Below are 15,043 nucleotides of genomic sequence, written 5' to 3' on the forward strand. Positions count from 1 at the left end.
TCGCCGGGGTCGGTCACTCCTCGAAAACGATGTAGGCGAGGGCGTTGATCGTGGCCGATGTGGTCATCCGGATGCGCAGGATGTCATTGGCTTGGACGCCGGGCTCGCGGTCGAGCGGGAATTGCTGGCTGAAGGACTGCCCCCACTCCGAGCGATACGCCAACAGTCGGGATGCCGTAATCGATCCCTCAGCTGTGGCTGAGAAGCCAGATGCGCTGGTACCCAGCGACAGCGCCGACGCTGCCGACCCGGCGTCGTCGTACTTGACGACGTCACCGGCCGCAAAAGCGGTGACTGTCGCCGCGACAGTACCTGTGGTTATCAACTCGGATGCGATCTTCGCGACCGGTAGCGCATCAGTGCTGTAACCCCACTCCAAGACCGCGATGTTCGTGGTGGGCTTGAGCTGGAGCATTGTCTTGATTGTCGTGCCCGTAGCGACAGGTGCGAGCGCGCCGGTGAGTGCCGCGGTCGCGCCGTTCCATACGATAAACCTGCGACGTGCCATAGTGTTTCGCCTTCCTCTAGAACGACGCAGACCGGTTCATCGACTGCATGGGGGTAGGGACCTCGACAGGCCGGTAGTCACCGAAAACGAAATCATCGAATCCCATTGCGCCGGAAGCGGATCCGTCGCTGGCGTATTGCATGATCAGCCCGCCGTACCGGCCCGTTTGGGATGCGATGTTGGCGCTGTCGACCCACGGGTTGATGACCACCACGCCGTTGCAGGCGACGTAGTAGACGTTGTTGATGACGTAAAACTCGATGCGGCTCCCGAGGGGGATGTTGGCGCCGCCGTTGACATCCGCATACGGGGCTCGAGGGGCGAGACCACCCGCCGCCCAAGACGTCATCGTGAAGATCCCGATCTGCGCGTTCTTGATAAACGCGACCGGGACCGTTCCTGATGCCGCGTTGTTGGGGCTGCGCAGGAACAAGCAGGATGCTGACCCGCCGGAGGTGCCGGGATGCAGCTGGGCCAATGTCACGGCCACATATTGGTCAGCGGTACTGGTTCGGCGTGCAATGAACTCGGCCGGGTAGAGGCCGCTACTGGTGTTCGTGGTGACCATCCCGCCCGACGTCAACGGGTTGGTCAGTCCGTTACGGCGTACCCACTGACCGCTGAGCGGGGCGGCGAAATTGTCGGCGCTGCGAGCCCATTGCAGCATGTCAGCCACCGCCGGCCTGTTCCGCGAGGGTTTGCATGTCGGAGGCGACTTCGGTGATCAGTGTCGGCCACGCGCTCGACATCGTGTTGTCAAGCGCGGCGGCCTCAGCGTGCAGGCGTTCGATCTCTGCGGTGACATACTGGCGTCGCTCGAGCATCGCGGCGGCCTGTAGCAGCCTCGCCTGTACTGCGCAGGGATCCGGTGCGGTCACAGCCACACCCGCTTACGCGGCGAGCGGAGCGAGGGAAAACCCCAAGCTTGTCAGGGTCAGCGTGTCGCCGTTGACTACCGCCTTCGGCGCCGAAAGTGCCGCTGACCAAAGGAAATTCCCCGACGTCGAGGAATCCCACACGCTGACATGCGAAATGGTTTCGGTCGCGGTCATCGGCCAGGATGGGTTGGTGCCGGTGAGCGCGATCGCGCCAGATGCTGCTGCCGCGAACGTCGCTTGCGAGCGGGTGGTCACTGCGGATGCGTTCGCAGTGCCCGCGCCGGGGTCGCCGGTGTGCACCTTGACATACAGTCCTGACGGCTGCGACCAGGCTGGACCCCCGCGCAGATGGTCGAGGACCTTGTTCGCAAAGTTGGTGGTGTGTAGTCCCAAGCTCATGGGTCAGTCCTCCTGTGTGGTGTTGGTGTCTGTGGAGTCCTCGGCGTGCGTTACTTCCGCCTCGGCGGTGATCGCGATATTGAATGCGGCGGTCATCGGCCTACCTGTTCTGTATGGAGATGGTCATCGAACGGACATCGGTCCGTGAGGAGTTGGTGACGATGCGGCAGCGCACCGTGTATGAGGTGTTGACGGTGCCGCCGGACAGCCAGACCGTGACGGCCCGCCCGCTGTCGGTGATGTCGGTGGATTCGACTGTGAGACCGGAGGGGCTGACGGTGATCGTCTCGGTTTGGATCGTCTCGCCGGGCTGCAACCACGGCGGGTCCCCCCGATGCACCTCACCCCAACTGAATTTGTAATCCAAGGCCGCTTGCGGATCCTTGAACTTCTTGGGGTACAGCATCATTCGACCGAATCCGTGGGTTGCACGGTGTATCCGCCGAGCATCAGCAACGCCAACCAGTACGCGCCGTCGACCCGCTCGGGGGTGTCGGGGTCCTCGTGCAGCGTGAACGATCCGGGGCGTCGTTTCAGTGACCGCTCTGCGCAGGCACCGGTTTCGGTTGCCGGGACGACTCCCGCTTCCGCCATCTGATGGGGGCCGAAACTGCGCTGTACCCACACAGTGACGTAGTCATGGCCCTCGTAGGGTGGGTCGACCTTGAAACACCGGGCAGGGCCGGAGTAGCCGCCGACGTCGGCGACCTGAACTGTGGCTGTAGCCAATTGGACTCCTCAGTCGAAGAGATATTCGATGATCGTGATCGCGCCGGCCGCGCCGACCGCGTTTGCTCCGCCCCCGCCAGCGGGGAATCCGCCTGCACTGCCGCCGTTTCCGCCGCCCCCGGATTGGCACGCCTCCCACAGGGGCGGGTTCGATTTGCCTGCGGCGACGAGGCCAGACCTGCCGCCTGACGCGCCCGCGCCTCCCCCTCCTCCGCCGCCAGCGAGTAGGCGCACAGGGCCGGAGCTCACGGACTCGCCCACGATCCCGGTTGTCGATCCACCGGTGCCGCCGCGCATGAACGACAAACCCCCGGCGCTGCCGTTGGTAGCGCCTTTCCCGCCGGGTGCGGTGTAGTAGGACCCGAAAGATGAGTCGCCGCCGTCGCCGCCGTCGCTGGTTCCGCCTGCACCGACGGTGACAGCGACGGTGGCAGTCAGGCTGGTCGCGGGAATGCGCTTCGGATTCGCCACGGCCGCTCCCCCGCCGCCACCAGCTGTGGAGTTGCCGCCACCGCCCGCGCCGCGCAGGTAGATGTCGATGGCGTACAGACCGGCGGGCTGGGTCCAGACGGCGCTGGAGGTGTAGACGATCGCGTTGACATGCACTACGAGGACCGCTCGATGACGAAACAGATACCGTGGCCGCCGATGCCGCCGAATGTGGCGCCGCCGACGCCACATGCAGAGCCGCCGCCACCCCCACCGGGGAACGCCCCGTTGCCGCCACCTGTAGTTCCGGTGATACCTCCGCCGCCACCGCCGCCACCGGTGGCGATGATCGACGCGGGCGCGGTACCCGCGGAGCCTGGGCTTCCGGTCGCGCCGCCCGGGGAGATACCACCCGCCCCGCCGCCATAGCCCGTGCCGTTCGCGGACCCACCCGATCCGCCTCCGCCCCCACCTCCGTGCAGGTCATAGGCTGACACCGACGATGTCGGAGGGGTGGGCGGGGCGGCCGAGTAGCCACCGACACCGCCGTTGCCGCCCGGGATCATGCCGACGCCACCGACAGCAACCGGGCCGGGCGTGCCCCAGCCGCCGCCATTGCCGCCGCCGCCGAGCAGCCACGCCCCGCCACTGCCGCCTACCTCGGGCCCGAAGGTCGAGTGGCCGCCGCCGGATCCAACCTTGGCGTCGGACGCGGCGCCCGCACCGCCAGTCCCGATCAAGATCCGAATGGGCTTGAAGTTGCCGGCCCCATCGACTGGCAGCAGACTCGCGGGGATCGACGTGTGAGTTTCCCCGCCACCTCCGCCACCGCCTCCGCTGCGTGCGCCGCTCAAGAGGGCGTCGTAAGACCCGGAGGAACCGCCGCCGCCGGCACCGATGATGATGATGTCGATAGACAGAATCCCTGCGGATGGGGTGTAGGTGTTGTTCGACGTGAAAACCGTTGCATTGCCCTGGAGGATCAGCTGGTCGAACTGCTCGACCAGCTGATCCAACGTGTGGGTGTGGTCGGTGATGATCGGAATCTGGGAGACGTACTCGTTGTTGACGGTCCCGAAGATCGCGTCGAGGACTGTGGCAAACCCGCCGAGGATGGCGTTGAGCGCACCGGCGATAAACGACAGGACGAACCCAACCAGCAGGTCGCCGAGGTTGGGCCAGTGCCCGGTGTCGGCGACGTCCTTGGATAGGACGTCGGTGATGTTGCCCTGAGTACGGTTGGCCATCCCAGGGATTGAGCCGCCGGCCGACGCACCCCAATCGCCGGGAGTGGTCGGGGAGCCGCCGGGAAAAGTCATGTCAGCCGCCGCACTTCGGGTCTGTCAGCGGGTTCTCGGCACGCTGCCTCTGCGCCTCGACCACCCAATTCTGGTAGTCGATGATCGCCTGCTCCATCCGCTCCCGGCTGTCCGGTTGCGGGTTCGCCGACGCGTCGGCGATTGCGGCAATCATGTCGTCAAGATGCGTCTGATTCTCTGCGGTGATCGCCGACCGAGTGATCAGGGTCGTCCGGAATTCGGTGTTGCACGCCTCCTGCTTCGCCGACTGCATCGCGGCGAAAGCCGTGCTTACTACGGCGAGCAAGGCCACCAGGAGAAGCCAGTACGCTTGCTGCCGATCGGTGCGCGGCATCGCGGGAAGGGTGATCGCCTTCTTGCCGCGCCGATATTCACGCCAACTCAACGACAGTCCAGCGCAGAATCCCAGCGCGATGCACGCGGCACCGAAGACCAACTGCAGGACGATGTCACTCATCAGAATCACCTTGGGTTTCCCGGTCTCGATTTCGTGACGCCTGGAATCTCGCGGCTCCGAGTAGGCCGATAATCGCGCCCATGATTCCGTTCACGCCGGTATTTCCGGTATATGAATCGATGACCAGCGGCGCGAAGATGTTTCCCGCCCAACAGACCGTTACGACGTACACCAGCACGGTCAGTGTCGTCGTCGACACTCCGTAGTCTTGGCTGGCCATTTACACCCTCCTCATCCACCACACCCCGACTGCCAGCCGGAGATCCGGCAGAGAACAGGACCTCACTCCCCGGCACGGGGCTCGGCGCCCAGTTCGTCCGCCCCGGCGAACATGCCGAGCAGCGGCGCCATCTTGGTTGCGAACACAGCGATCGGGGTCAGGACCACCGCCACGCCGGCCACCCATCCACCGGCGGTTGCCAGCCCGCCATCCGACAGGGACGCGGCGAGCAGCCCGAGGAACGCGACCACCGAAGTCAGCAGGGCGGCAATGGACTTCGCCAGTTGCGCGGGGTGATACTTCAACGGGTTCAGCGAGTTCACTTCGCACCCCCGAAGCCGTCGATGCCGAGCTTCTCGCCGATCGCGGCGAGCGCGTTGACGACGGTGCGGTCACCGAGCTGCGGCCAGCCGTTGAACTTGGCGGGGATGTCGCGTCGCGTATCCCTGCCGCCGAGCTGATCGGCGGTGATGTCGGTGTGGTAGGCCACCCATTTGAGGATGTCGCCGACGCTGACCTTGTTGCCGTAGGCGTCGGTGATGGTGTCGGACAGCTGCATGTCTGCTCCAATCGATGGTGATCCTGTGAATTCCGCGACGTCAGCAGCGAATACGTCCCACGGGAAACCGCTGCCGACATCGGTATGTGACCCCCAGCCGATGACATCGGTGATGTACCGGTGGTCGCTGATACCAGGTCGTGCCCGGCCGTACGGCGGGGCGATGACCTCGGTCGAGAACCCATATTTCGCGGCGTCCTGCACGGCCAGCCATGCGGCGATGCGGATGTCGTCGCGGATGTTCAGCCATTCGGCGCGACTCCACGAGGCGCGGCTTCCGGCGAAGCAGAGATTGATCGTGTACGAATTCGCGTCGCCCACCGACCAACTCGCGAGGTCGGTGTCGACGACGTCGACGACTATCCCGTTGCGGACGGTGTAGTGGTAGCTCGCGCCGTTGTTCGGGTTGTTGAGGTAGCCCGCCAGGCTCTCGGCGGTGCCGTCGCCCTCCTGCGTGTGCAGCAGGAAGTTCGTGACGCGCCTGCCATTGCGGCCCTGCGACGACGAGCCCATCCGCTCTATCTCGGTGTACTGGGGTTTCACTCGCCTGTCTCCTTCTGCTGCTTGTCGAGTTGGGCGCGCAGCTCATTGAGGCGCGCGAGCATGTCCGGGACCATCGGCGCTTGGCGGGCTGCCTCCTCGTGGCGCTCGGCGTCGGACATGCCTTCGATGCGTTTGAGTGCCGCCGGGTCGATCGCCCCGAGAAGGGATTTCATCTGCTGCGCCGACTGCTCGGAGGACGGTCGGGTGGTGGCGTGCTTCTCGTACTCCGCTTTCGGCACCCACTTGCTGGGGTTCATCCATCCCGCCTCGGGGTGATCACCGGGAATCGGGAAGGACTCCATGAGTTCGGGATGCACACGCACCCCACGCTTAACGAGGGCTTCCGCCCACGGCCTGCGGGCCTTCGGGTGGATGGGGACGGAGATCCCGTCGCGCTGCCCAGGGAAGGCATCGAGCAACTGCATGAGCATGTCGACCTGAGTTGCGTTGGGGCCGAACAGATCCTCTGACATGTGGTTCCTTACGAGAGGAGGTGAACGCCGATGTTGGAGAGCGTGGTGAGGGCCTTGTTCATCAACCGCGCGGACCGCTCCGACTGGGATTGCAGAGCTCGCGCCGTCCCGACCGTGGTCGACCACGCGTACGATTTGCCGGCCGTCCAATCCCAATCCAGAACCATCTCCTCCACCTGATCGACGAGGATGACGTCACCGACTTCGGGGCAGGTGGAGCCCATTGGTGTGCCGATGTCGTAGTGCAGTCCCGGCATGATCGGGCATGCCGCACCCAATGTGAGTTGGTGCGCGGTCTCGGAATCAGTGGCCTGGAACCCGGAACGCAGTGCACCGACCGCGGTGAAGCTCCAAGCGTTGTTCTCGGCGCCCTGCTGGTAGATCTCGTACAGGTGCACCCAGCCCAGGTTGTGGCCACGCGTGGAGTTCTCCCACTGCAACCAGGCAAAAATCGTGCCCACCAAAAACGGCATCACCACGTCGGCAGCGATCGCACCGAGCCCCGAGAACCCGGCCAGTAGGAAGTAGCCGATCAGGGCGCCGATCGACTCGATAGTGAGCTTCGCGAGTTGATCGGCCAGCGGATTGTCCCCGCCGACAATGACACTCGTCGCCGTGGCCGGTGACCAGATGAGGTCGGAGGTTTGGATCGAGGTCCACGGAGAATCGCGCAGCACGATCCAGGGGTGAGAGCCGATGGTGCCGTAGAACCCCGGCTCGAAATACTCGCCGGGCTTGATGGACTCGTCATCGCCGATGATTGTTTTGGTGTCTTCCACCGCGCCGTCGAGGAACGTTTGCAAAGTGCGGATGAATCCACCGGCGATCCCGCCGCCGGTGGCAGTACCATCCGGCCCCCAATACTGCGCGGGGTCAACGACTTCCAGTACCAATGCACCGTTGGCGCATTCGTCAACACCGTCGACGGGGCAGGTTTCGCCGTCCACGGTGAGGATGCGCCGGTAGGTGAGGACCAGTTTCGCGTCCTCGAGGGCGTCCGCGATGACGGTATCCATCCGGTTCATCCGTGTAGCCAGCAGCGCCCAGGTGCTGGAGTCGTCGAGGTCGAAGGGATTGCATTTGATGAGGACTTGCCAGTCGCTCCAGTCGAACAGGTCGTCGTAGGAGTCCATCGCGAACGGATCGTCCGGAAGGGTCCAGAGGTTCCCGTTCAGGCGAATCAGCTGGAGCAGGATCATCATGGAAATCGCCCACCGCGCGGGCCCGAGAAGCGGTAGCACCCTTGGAAATTGGAAAAGTGGGATGGGCAACAAGGGGTTCGGCGGGCCGAGCATGAACTGCAAATATTGGAGGTCGTCGATCCAGGAGACCTCGAGGTAGCGGACGCCGTCCTGAACGCGCAATCTCCAGTTCTTGAGGATTCCGGACCACCGCCACCGGCCGCCCATCCAGTCGACGGTGATGACGACGTTCTTCTTCGCCTTCGGGTCGTTGGGGATCGACATGAGCCAGCGCGCGATGTAGTGATCGGTGCGCAACCGCAGCATCCCCGGAGCGGCGACGTTCTTCTGCCGTTTGAACGATCCCGCCAGGTGGTCGCCGACTTCACCGCGGAGCACGAGGCCCGGGGATCCGTTGGGTTTGTTGGCCCACACGCGGATTCGTGGTGCGGCGCTACGCCACTGCCGGTGTTCCTCGCGAATGTTCCGACACAGGGCTTGGCGGGCGGGGATGTCGGCGAGGGTGGTGGTCACAGGCTCACCCCCAACGGCCGGGAGTACCTGCGCGGCAAGGTCATCGTCAGCCCGCTACCGGCGGCGAGGCCGGTCCCGGAGATCGTCCACGGCGTCGCCGGGGTCAGTCCAGGGATGGGGTAGTTCAGGCCGTTGCCGTTGTAGCGTGCCCACACCGGTGCCTCGTTGGCGGCGACCATCAACTCCTCATCGGGGTCGGAGTCGACGTCGAGGTCCTCTCCGGCCAGCAGCGCGGGGAACGGTGGTGCGGTGCGGTTGGCGTCGACACCTGCCTTGCGCTGGTATTTCCACTCCTGACCGAACGACTTGTCTGACACCGTCCACGTGCCTGGGGCAGGCAGGAAGTATTTCGGCCATACGTCGATATCGCCGAGGTTCCGAATGTCGAATGTCGTCGACCAGGTTGAACTGGTGACCTCGAGTTCCTTCACCCAGTCGTCGGCGTACCAAAACGGTTGTGCCGCAGCGGCGTTGATCAGCAGCGTCGAAGATCGGTAGAGGTGGGGGTCTTTGCCCTTCTCCCATTCCCCGGACTCCCACGCCTGCGGATCGTTGAGTAGTCGCATGTCGAGGTGACGCGGACCGTCGGCAGTGGTGACCGTGAGCCGGAACTCCGTGTCGTACATGCCCAATGCCATACGGAATTTCGAGTCGATCTCACGCCACTGATCTGGGTCGTCGCCGAAGATGTTGACGGCGAAAATCGGGTCGCGGCGCTCGAACTGGCGGCCCTGGTAGTGCATTCGCTGCGCGCCCTGCAACCAGAACGTCTTCGCTGGGGCGTCAATGAACTTCTTCGGCCCCGGCCGTAGCTCCACACCTTGAGCGCCAACGTTGGGGCCTTCCAGGTCCCAATGGGATCCGTCGACGCCGGTCAGCTCGACGGCCATATAGTCGGTCACGAGTAGGCCGCCAGCGCACCCATGGACTGGTTGGTCGCCCACCGGTCCTGCTCACGGACGAGCTGGTCATGGTTCATCACATGCACGTCTCCGTTGAAGTTCACCGAGTGATCGCGGGTGGTGTTACTGGTGTCGCCTCCGCGCGGGGAGAGACCAGCGGGCAGAGACGGGGCGCGCAGGGAGAGCCCGGAGTTGATGGCCTGCAACACATCCCCGTTCGCGGCAGCCGCAGCAGCGTTGACGACGAACTCACCGTTGGACAACCTCGCAAGGTTGCTGTCAGAGGTGCCAGACCCTTGCCCGAACACCCATCCGCCGCCCGCGTATCCGGCGGTGGTCGGCCAGATCTTCGCCGCACCCCCGTACCGCTTGTCCACGTAGTTGAACGCGGCAGCGATGTTCGCTTCGGGGTCTTGTTGGCCGCCGGGGTACCGGCCGTCGATGTTGGAGTCGAAGGTCGGTTTGATGACCTGCAACAAACCGATCGACGGTGTCCCGTTCTTGGCGTTGATGTCGTAGTTGTTCTGCGCGTTCGGATTACCACCGGACTCGATGCCGATCTGGGCGATCGTGCGATCCGCCAACCCATCCGACCGGCCCGTACCACGCAGCACGGTCAAGACCGTGTCGCGCCACTGCTCCGCCCCCGCGCCCGGCTGGTAGGTGTGCTTGGCCGGTGGCGCAGCTGGTGCCGGGGCAGTAGTTGCCGGGGCGGTGGTGCTCAACGTACCCGGGTCGTCCTGCTCGGTTTGCTGCTTCTGGGAGTAGTAATCGACGGTGGTGTTCAGCGCCTTGTTGTAGGGGTTGCTGGAGGACAGCACAGAGTTCTCCAGCCCGAAGATCCCCAGCAGACCTTCGGCGAGGATCGACCCCGCCTTGGCGCCGATACCCTGCGCGCTGTACTCCTCCGGTAAACCGGAGTCGGCTTGAACGTCCTTGCTGGTGTCGACCGAGGACGGACCGATGTAGGTGCCGTTGGAGTAGTTCGAAGGATCGTTCGCGGCCTGCGGGCTCGCCGGGGTGACGGTGCTCGGCGTCGCGGCGGGCGCTGAGATCACGGATCCGACAGCCCAGTGGACGTGGTTGCGGTGTTGCCCCATGGTGGCCGCCCCGTACACCCCGAGACCGTCGCCAACATCCTTGCCGTCCTTGATGTTGTGGCCGAACGGTTGGTGAATCAGCTCCAGGGATTGCGGGTAGTTCGTGGCGATGAACGACGCGAGGGCCTGCATCTCCGGCGTGTCATCGGAGCCGTTGCTGAAATCAGCGGCTTTGCCTTGGGTGTGGTGTCCGTTGTCGGTGTTGCGTTGTCCCGAGGTCAGGGTCATGCCGGGGAACTTTGCGGCCACCACATCGGCCATCGACGAGACGATCGCCGACTGACCTGTGGACTGCTTCTTCTTGTTCGGACCGCGGACCGCGCCGCCCTCGGCGAACCCCGGCACCTGATCGGTGTTGATCGCCTCGAGCAGCGGCATGTACTTGGCCGCCGAGCGCGCGTTGACGACGAACTCGCGGTCCGACAGGCGAGCAAGGATCGAGTCGGAGGTGCTGGTGCCTTCGCCGGTGACGAGGCCGCCGGTCGCATGTCCTGGGATGAGGTCGAGGGCTTTGTCGACGACCTTGCCTGCGACGCCGCCGAGCCCGCCCGCTTTGAAGACGTCGGTGAGGCCGGTCCAGATCTCTTTGATCTTGTCGACGACGCCGGAGAACTTGTCGCGCAGCTGGTCTAGGCCAGCCTTCATCCCGTCCCATGCGCCTTTGATCTTGTCCCAGGCCCCGACCATGGTGTCTTTCCACTTCTCCATGGCCGGGATGAGGATGGGCACGACGTAATTGACCAGGTCGGTGATGTGGTTGAGCAACGTCACCAGGAACGGGGCCAGTCGCACGAGAATGTCGGCGAGCACGGGCAGGATCTGCACGGCGAGGTCCACGATCACCGGCAGCAGCGGCACCAGGGCGATCATCAGGTTCGACCAGGACTGAATCAGTTCCGGCAGCACCGGCAGGATCTTTTCCAGGGCCGATACCAGGGCGGTGCCGATGGTGGCCGCGATCTGCGCGAATACCGGTGTCAGCTGGGCAAAGGCATTGGTCAGGATCGGGATGACCGGTGTCAGCCCCTCTGCGAGTTGCGTGATGACCGGCGCCAAAGCTGTGGCGAGCGACGACAGGTTCGTGGCGATCGCGCCGGCGATTACACCGATCAGCTGCGCGAGTGGGGTGATCAGTGGGGCGACCGCGGCGAGGATGTCGGCGAACGCCTGCGCGATCGTCGGCAGATACGGGGCGAGGGCGACGATCGCGTCAGCCAGCGCGTTGCCGATGATTTCCACGATCCGGGAGATCGACGGAATCAAGGGGATCAGGGCTTGTCCGATCGAGTCGAACAGTCTCCCAACGACGGGCAAGATCGGTGCCAGCCCAGTGGACATGGCGTTGATCAGCTGCGTCAGGGTTGGCATCAGCGCGGTCAGGGTGTCGAGGAAAACCCCACCGATCTGCCCGAGTGGCCCGGAGATGTCGGAGATCATTTTGCCGAGCGCGGCGAAGAATGGCCCGAGGTGTGGGCCGACGACTTCGCCGAGGGTGATGAACGAGGATGTCAGCCCGGTGACCAGCGGGGCGATCCCCTGCATCGCGGCGTTGATTCCGTCGATGAACCCTTGCATCGACCCGTTGTTCACCAGCTCGGTAAACAGTCCGTCCAGGCTGGACAGGGTGTCCTTGATCGCTGAGTTCAGCCCGCCCGCGATCTGCGACAACCCATCCTTCAGGGCAGGCATTTGGTTGTTGGCCAGCTGGGTCATGGAGTCGCCGAGACCAGCGAACAGGTTGTCCTGCACCGCGAGCCGCAGGTCTTTCCATGCGGGACCGAGTGCCTGCATTTGCAGCACGAAGTCCCGCGCGTTCGGGGACAGCTTCGCGAGTGCCTGCTGGAGTTTGTCGGTGTTGCCTGCGGCGGCTGCGGCGGACTGCGCTGCGTCGTCCTGCGCCTTCGCGAGATCCCTTACCGCCTGGGCGGTTTGCACCTGGGATTGAGTGACCCCGTACTGGGCGGACTCGAGTTGACGTTGCGCGGCCTGCACTTGGTCGGAGCCCTCGATGCCCTTGGCGTTGGCGTCGTCAGCTTTCGCTTTGGTCTGCTGGTTGCCGACGCGGACGTTGGTGATGTTCTGGGCGGCCTCGTCGACTGCGTGCTGCGCGGTTTCCACGTCGAGACCAGAGGCTTTGCCGGTGGCGGCGTCGCGGCGAGTCTTGTTCAGTGCCACCACGGCACGCCGGTAGGCGAGCTCGGCGCCCTTCTCCGTGAGGGCACCGTTCTTGACCGCGAGGTTCAGGTTGTCCTGCGCGTCGCGTGCGTCGATCTTGGCCTGCGTCAACGACTTCTGGGCGTCCTCCACCGATTGGAGAGCGTCCATCTCGTTGTGCTGTGCGTCGATCACACGCTGCTGCGCGTCGGCGACCTGGTCGAGGTCGTTGGCTGCTTTCTCGGCTGCCGCCCCGGCGCCTTCGGTGCTGTCCTTCATCGCCGAGAACGCGCCGATAATCCCGGATCCGCCGATAGCGCCGACACCACCGAGCGCGCCGAGCGCCGCCACCAACCCGCCCGCGGCACCGACAGCGCCGAGGAGGATCGGGACCAGCGCCGTGATTCCCGCGGCGAGGCCGGTGAATTTCACTGCGGACATCGCCGTCAGTGAGCGGGTGGCGCGGTCGGCGGATCCGCTGACGCCACTCAAGCCGCCGACGTTGGGGCGGATATTCGCGGTGCGGTCCCGGGCCAGTCGATTCAGCAGCTCATCGATCCGTGCGAACGCCGTTTGGTCCAGCGCTGGAACGATGTTCGCGTACACCGTCGGCCGATACGTGGCAAGGACTGCTTCGAACTCGCGCCGGTTGAAGTTCGGGCGGACATCGACAGTGACGCCGGCGTCTATCCGCTGCAACTCCGTTCGCAGCCGCTCCGTGAATCCCGCTAGGGACGGTTCGATGTCAACGGCGAGTTCAGCGTTGACCCGGTCCAGGTCTTGACGAAGGCGACGCACGAACCCCGTGAAGTCGGGCTTTATCTCGACTGACGCTGATCCGGCCGAGTAATCAGGCACCGTCACCTCCTGGGATCAGTCGCAGTTCCATGGCGTTCGCTTTGTCGCGCTTGAGTTCTCGGCGTCGCTGGATGTGCGGGGGTTCGGGGCGGGCCGCGGTGGGCGCGGTAGCGACGTCGGCGTGCGCGGTGGCGTACATGACCCTCGTGAGGAGGTCCTCGATGTTCGCCAACCGACTGATCAGTGGGTCGAACCCCTCGAGCGGGATCGGCCCGGCGGTCTCCGGCATCCGGGCGAGTGCCTCGACGGTGTCGGGGTCACGGAGTTTCGCGGACTGATAGAGGGAGCCTTGCGGGAAGTGGTCTTTCAGCTCCCACAGATCGCGCCAGTCCCGTTCCCCGCGCAGCCACTCGTTGAGGTCGAGGCCGAGATATTTGTGGAGGTCCCAGCGCAGTTCAACGTCGTAGCGGGCGACCTCGGTTACGAGGCCCCAGACCCCCCCTCCACATCACCGGCGCCCTTACCGGAGAGGTGGTCGGTCAACATTCGCGCGAACCCCACGAACAAGTCGGCGGAGTCCTTTTCGGCGTCGAAGATCTCGACGATCCGCGTGTATTGGGCGTCACCGAGCACAGCCCGCACCTGCGCGAACGTGTCCCCCGCACGGGCGGCGTAGTAATACGACTCCTGCGCTTTCAGCGAGAGTGGCAGCGACACACGGATCTCCGGATCGAACCCGTCGTCGGGTCCGAGGACGAAGTCCTCGATCGTGGGGGTGTCCTTGCTGGCGTGCTGGGCGCGCGCCCGCAGCTGTGAGAACCGTTGCGCGGGTGCAACCCTCTTCTTCGGGGGCATGACTTACTCCTGTTCCTGGCGGTCCTGGCGGAAGCCGCCCCCGCGCTCCGCCAGGAGGACGCGAGGACGGCGTACGGGGTTAGGAGACGGTGACGGCGCAGGTGACAGGGGTGAGCGCCCCGAGGGTCACGGTCACCGTCGACGTGCCGGTTGCGACCGCGCTGATACGTCCACCAGAGGTGACCGTCGCCTTGGCGGGAGTGCCCGACACATAGGTCGCCTCGGCAGTGCGGTCGAATCCGTTGTTGTCGAGCACCAGAAGTTGCAGCTTGCCTCCGACGGCGAGGGTGGTCGTGGCCGGTGACACGGTGATCGAGGTGGCCGCGCTCAGAAACCCGGCATCGGTGGCGATGCTGTCGAAACCGGCACCGGCGACACCGAAGTCATAGAGGGCACCCCACTCGGTGTCCTCATAGATCGTCAGCGTCATCGGCAGGCCGAGTTCCGCGCCCTGCTGTCCGGACATCGCGGCACGCTTGGTGACGGCGACCTTGCCGAACATCCACCACGGGTACAGCTCGGCGGACGGCATGCCGTCGTAGGCGATGACGATGGCCGAGTAGTACTGGATAGACAACTGGCTGGTCTTGCGGGCGTGGAACCCCTTACCCGGGGTAGCGGACGTCGTCGAGAGGTCGGTGTTGTGCCACATCTCGAGGTTGCCCTTGCGCCACTCCTGCGCGAAGTAGTCGATGGTGAACCCTTCGGCGGTGACGATGGTGCGCCGCGGGCCCGAGGATCCGTAGCCTTCGACGGCCGAGGACTGGGTATCCGGCGTCAGCTCGACACCAGCCTTCTTCTGGATCTCACCCGAGCTGAACCAGCCCGCGCCCATGGCTTGCAGGACACCGGAGGCGTCGGTGAGATCGGCTGGCATGTAGCTGGCGCCCGGCGCCCACTTGTGCAACAGCACCAGGTAGTCGAGGGCGGATACGACCAGCGGGTCGTTCTTGCCCTTCAAGGTGAGAAAGTCGGTAGCAACCATGATGGCGCTCCTATCCGCCC

The 15,043-nt window shown here is 64.8% G+C and carries 19 protein-coding genes; all 19 read right to left on the reverse strand.

The window, feature by feature from the left end; all coding sequences use genetic code 11:
• Positions 1 to 13: 13 nt before the first annotated feature.
• The 19 genes from LKE06_RS26685 to LKE06_RS26780 all read right to left on the reverse strand — a co-directional run bounded on the left by LKE06_RS26685 (position 14) and on the right by LKE06_RS26780 (position 15,023).
• Positions 14 to 508, reverse strand: coding sequence for a hypothetical protein (locus tag LKE06_RS26685; protein WP_228002122.1), 495 nt, complete (start codon positions 506 to 508; stop codon positions 14 to 16).
• Positions 509 to 524: 16 nt separating this feature from the next.
• Positions 525 to 1,175, reverse strand: coding sequence for a hypothetical protein (locus tag LKE06_RS26690; RefSeq protein WP_228002123.1), 651 nt, complete (start codon positions 1,173 to 1,175; stop codon positions 525 to 527).
• A gap of 1 nt (position 1,176) precedes the next feature.
• A complete protein-coding gene (locus tag LKE06_RS26695) occupies positions 1,177 to 1,386 on the reverse strand; it encodes a hypothetical protein (protein ID WP_228002124.1) in 210 nt (69 codons plus the stop codon).
• A gap of 12 nt (positions 1,387 to 1,398) precedes the next feature.
• A complete protein-coding gene (locus tag LKE06_RS26700) occupies positions 1,399 to 1,785 on the reverse strand; it encodes a phage tail fiber protein (protein ID WP_228002125.1) in 387 nt (128 codons plus the stop codon).
• A gap of 100 nt (positions 1,786 to 1,885) precedes the next feature.
• On the reverse strand, positions 1,886 to 2,194 hold the full coding sequence (locus tag LKE06_RS26705; protein WP_228002126.1) for a phage fiber-tail adaptor protein: 309 nt from the start codon (positions 2,192 to 2,194) through the stop codon (positions 1,886 to 1,888).
• Positions 2,191 to 2,514 (reverse strand): hypothetical protein, encoded by a 324-nt coding sequence (locus LKE06_RS26710; RefSeq protein ID WP_228002127.1) that lies wholly within the window; start codon positions 2,512 to 2,514, stop codon positions 2,191 to 2,193. Before LKE06_RS26710 ends, LKE06_RS26705 begins: the two co-directional genes overlap by 4 nt.
• Positions 2,515 to 2,523: 9 nt before the next feature.
• Positions 2,524 to 3,120, reverse strand: coding sequence for a glycine-rich domain-containing protein (locus LKE06_RS26715; protein WP_228002193.1), 597 nt, complete (start codon positions 3,118 to 3,120; stop codon positions 2,524 to 2,526).
• The gene (locus tag LKE06_RS32835; protein WP_305082817.1) at positions 3,120 to 4,190 is read right to left on the reverse strand and encodes a hypothetical protein; all 1,071 of its coding nucleotides are present in this window, start codon (positions 4,188 to 4,190) and stop codon (positions 3,120 to 3,122) included. The genes LKE06_RS26715 and LKE06_RS32835 overlap by 1 nt, the downstream gene beginning before the upstream one ends.
• Before the next feature lie 73 nt (positions 4,191 to 4,263).
• Positions 4,264 to 4,719, reverse strand: a complete 456-nt coding sequence (locus LKE06_RS26730) for a hypothetical protein (protein WP_228002129.1) — start codon at positions 4,717 to 4,719, stop codon at positions 4,264 to 4,266.
• Entirely contained in the window at positions 4,712 to 4,939 is a 228-nt protein-coding gene (locus tag LKE06_RS26735; protein ID WP_228002130.1) for a hypothetical protein, read from the reverse strand. Before LKE06_RS26735 ends, LKE06_RS26730 begins: the two co-directional genes overlap by 8 nt.
• Positions 4,940 to 5,001: 62 nt before the next feature.
• Positions 5,002 to 5,262: a hypothetical protein gene (locus LKE06_RS26740; RefSeq protein ID WP_228002131.1), complete on the reverse strand. Its 261-nt coding sequence runs from the start codon at positions 5,260 to 5,262 to the stop codon at positions 5,002 to 5,004.
• Complete coding sequence (locus LKE06_RS26745; protein ID WP_228002132.1) at positions 5,259 to 6,041, reverse strand: N-acetylmuramoyl-L-alanine amidase; 783 nt, start codon at positions 6,039 to 6,041, stop codon at positions 5,259 to 5,261. Before LKE06_RS26745 ends, LKE06_RS26740 begins: the two co-directional genes overlap by 4 nt.
• Positions 6,038 to 6,514: a phage gene 29 protein family protein gene (locus LKE06_RS26750; RefSeq protein ID WP_228002133.1), complete on the reverse strand. Its 477-nt coding sequence runs from the start codon at positions 6,512 to 6,514 to the stop codon at positions 6,038 to 6,040. The genes LKE06_RS26745 and LKE06_RS26750 overlap by 4 nt, the downstream gene beginning before the upstream one ends.
• Positions 6,515 to 6,522: 8 nt before the next feature.
• Positions 6,523 to 8,229, reverse strand: a complete 1,707-nt coding sequence (locus LKE06_RS26755) for a Gp37-like protein (protein ID WP_228002134.1) — start codon at positions 8,227 to 8,229, stop codon at positions 6,523 to 6,525.
• The gene (locus LKE06_RS26760) at positions 8,226 to 9,131 is read right to left on the reverse strand and encodes a hypothetical protein (protein WP_228002135.1); all 906 of its coding nucleotides are present in this window, start codon (positions 9,129 to 9,131) and stop codon (positions 8,226 to 8,228) included. Before LKE06_RS26760 ends, LKE06_RS26755 begins: the two co-directional genes overlap by 4 nt.
• Complete coding sequence (locus LKE06_RS32975) at positions 9,128 to 13,243, reverse strand: transglycosylase SLT domain-containing protein (protein WP_228002136.1); 4,116 nt, start codon at positions 13,241 to 13,243, stop codon at positions 9,128 to 9,130. Before LKE06_RS32975 ends, LKE06_RS26760 begins: the two co-directional genes overlap by 4 nt.
• Complete coding sequence (locus LKE06_RS26770; RefSeq protein ID WP_228002137.1) at positions 13,236 to 13,472, reverse strand: hypothetical protein; 237 nt, start codon at positions 13,470 to 13,472, stop codon at positions 13,236 to 13,238. The genes LKE06_RS32975 and LKE06_RS26770 overlap by 8 nt, the downstream gene beginning before the upstream one ends.
• Before the next feature lie 191 nt (positions 13,473 to 13,663).
• Positions 13,664 to 14,038, reverse strand: coding sequence for a hypothetical protein (locus tag LKE06_RS26775; RefSeq protein ID WP_228002138.1), 375 nt, complete (start codon positions 14,036 to 14,038; stop codon positions 13,664 to 13,666).
• A gap of 79 nt (positions 14,039 to 14,117) precedes the next feature.
• The gene (locus tag LKE06_RS26780) at positions 14,118 to 15,023 is read right to left on the reverse strand and encodes an Ig-like domain-containing protein (RefSeq protein WP_228002139.1); all 906 of its coding nucleotides are present in this window, start codon (positions 15,021 to 15,023) and stop codon (positions 14,118 to 14,120) included.
• Between the last annotated feature and the right edge of the window lie 20 nt (positions 15,024 to 15,043).

It is taken from the genome of Nocardia australiensis (assembly GCF_020733705.1).
Lineage (GTDB): Bacteria > Actinomycetota > Actinomycetes > Mycobacteriales > Mycobacteriaceae > Nocardia > Nocardia australiensis.

What these genes read in the sequence shown, in the direction of transcription:
- LKE06_RS26685 (WP_228002122.1), bottom strand. Translation starts at nt 508, where the DNA reads ATGGCACGTCGCAGGTTTATCGTATGGAACGGCGCGACCGCGGCACTC.
- LKE06_RS26690 (WP_228002123.1), bottom strand. Translation starts at nt 1,175, where the DNA reads ATGCTGCAATGGGCTCGCAGCGCCGACAATTTCGCCGCCCCGCTCAGC.
- LKE06_RS26700 (WP_228002125.1), bottom strand. Translation starts at nt 1,785, where the DNA reads ATGAGCTTGGGACTACACACCACCAACTTTGCGAACAAGGTCCTCGAC.
- LKE06_RS26705 (WP_228002126.1), bottom strand. Translation starts at nt 2,194, where the DNA reads ATGATGCTGTACCCCAAGAAGTTCAAGGATCCGCAAGCGGCCTTGGAT.
- LKE06_RS32835 (WP_305082817.1), bottom strand. Translation starts at nt 4,190, where the DNA reads ATGGCCAACCGTACTCAGGGCAACATCACCGACGTCCTATCCAAGGAC.
- LKE06_RS26730 (WP_228002129.1), bottom strand. Translation starts at nt 4,719, where the DNA reads ATGAGTGACATCGTCCTGCAGTTGGTCTTCGGTGCCGCGTGCATCGCG.
- LKE06_RS26735 (WP_228002130.1), bottom strand. Translation starts at nt 4,939, where the DNA reads ATGGCCAGCCAAGACTACGGAGTGTCGACGACGACACTGACCGTGCTG.
- LKE06_RS26750 (WP_228002133.1), bottom strand. Translation starts at nt 6,514, where the DNA reads ATGTCAGAGGATCTGTTCGGCCCCAACGCAACTCAGGTCGACATGCTC.
- LKE06_RS26770 (WP_228002137.1), bottom strand. Translation starts at nt 13,472, where the DNA reads ATGCCGGAGACCGCCGGGCCGATCCCGCTCGAGGGGTTCGACCCACTG.
- LKE06_RS26775 (WP_228002138.1), bottom strand. Translation starts at nt 14,038, where the DNA reads ATGCCCCCGAAGAAGAGGGTTGCACCCGCGCAACGGTTCTCACAGCTG.
- LKE06_RS26780 (WP_228002139.1), bottom strand. Translation starts at nt 15,023, where the DNA reads ATGGTTGCTACCGACTTTCTCACCTTGAAGGGCAAGAACGACCCGCTG.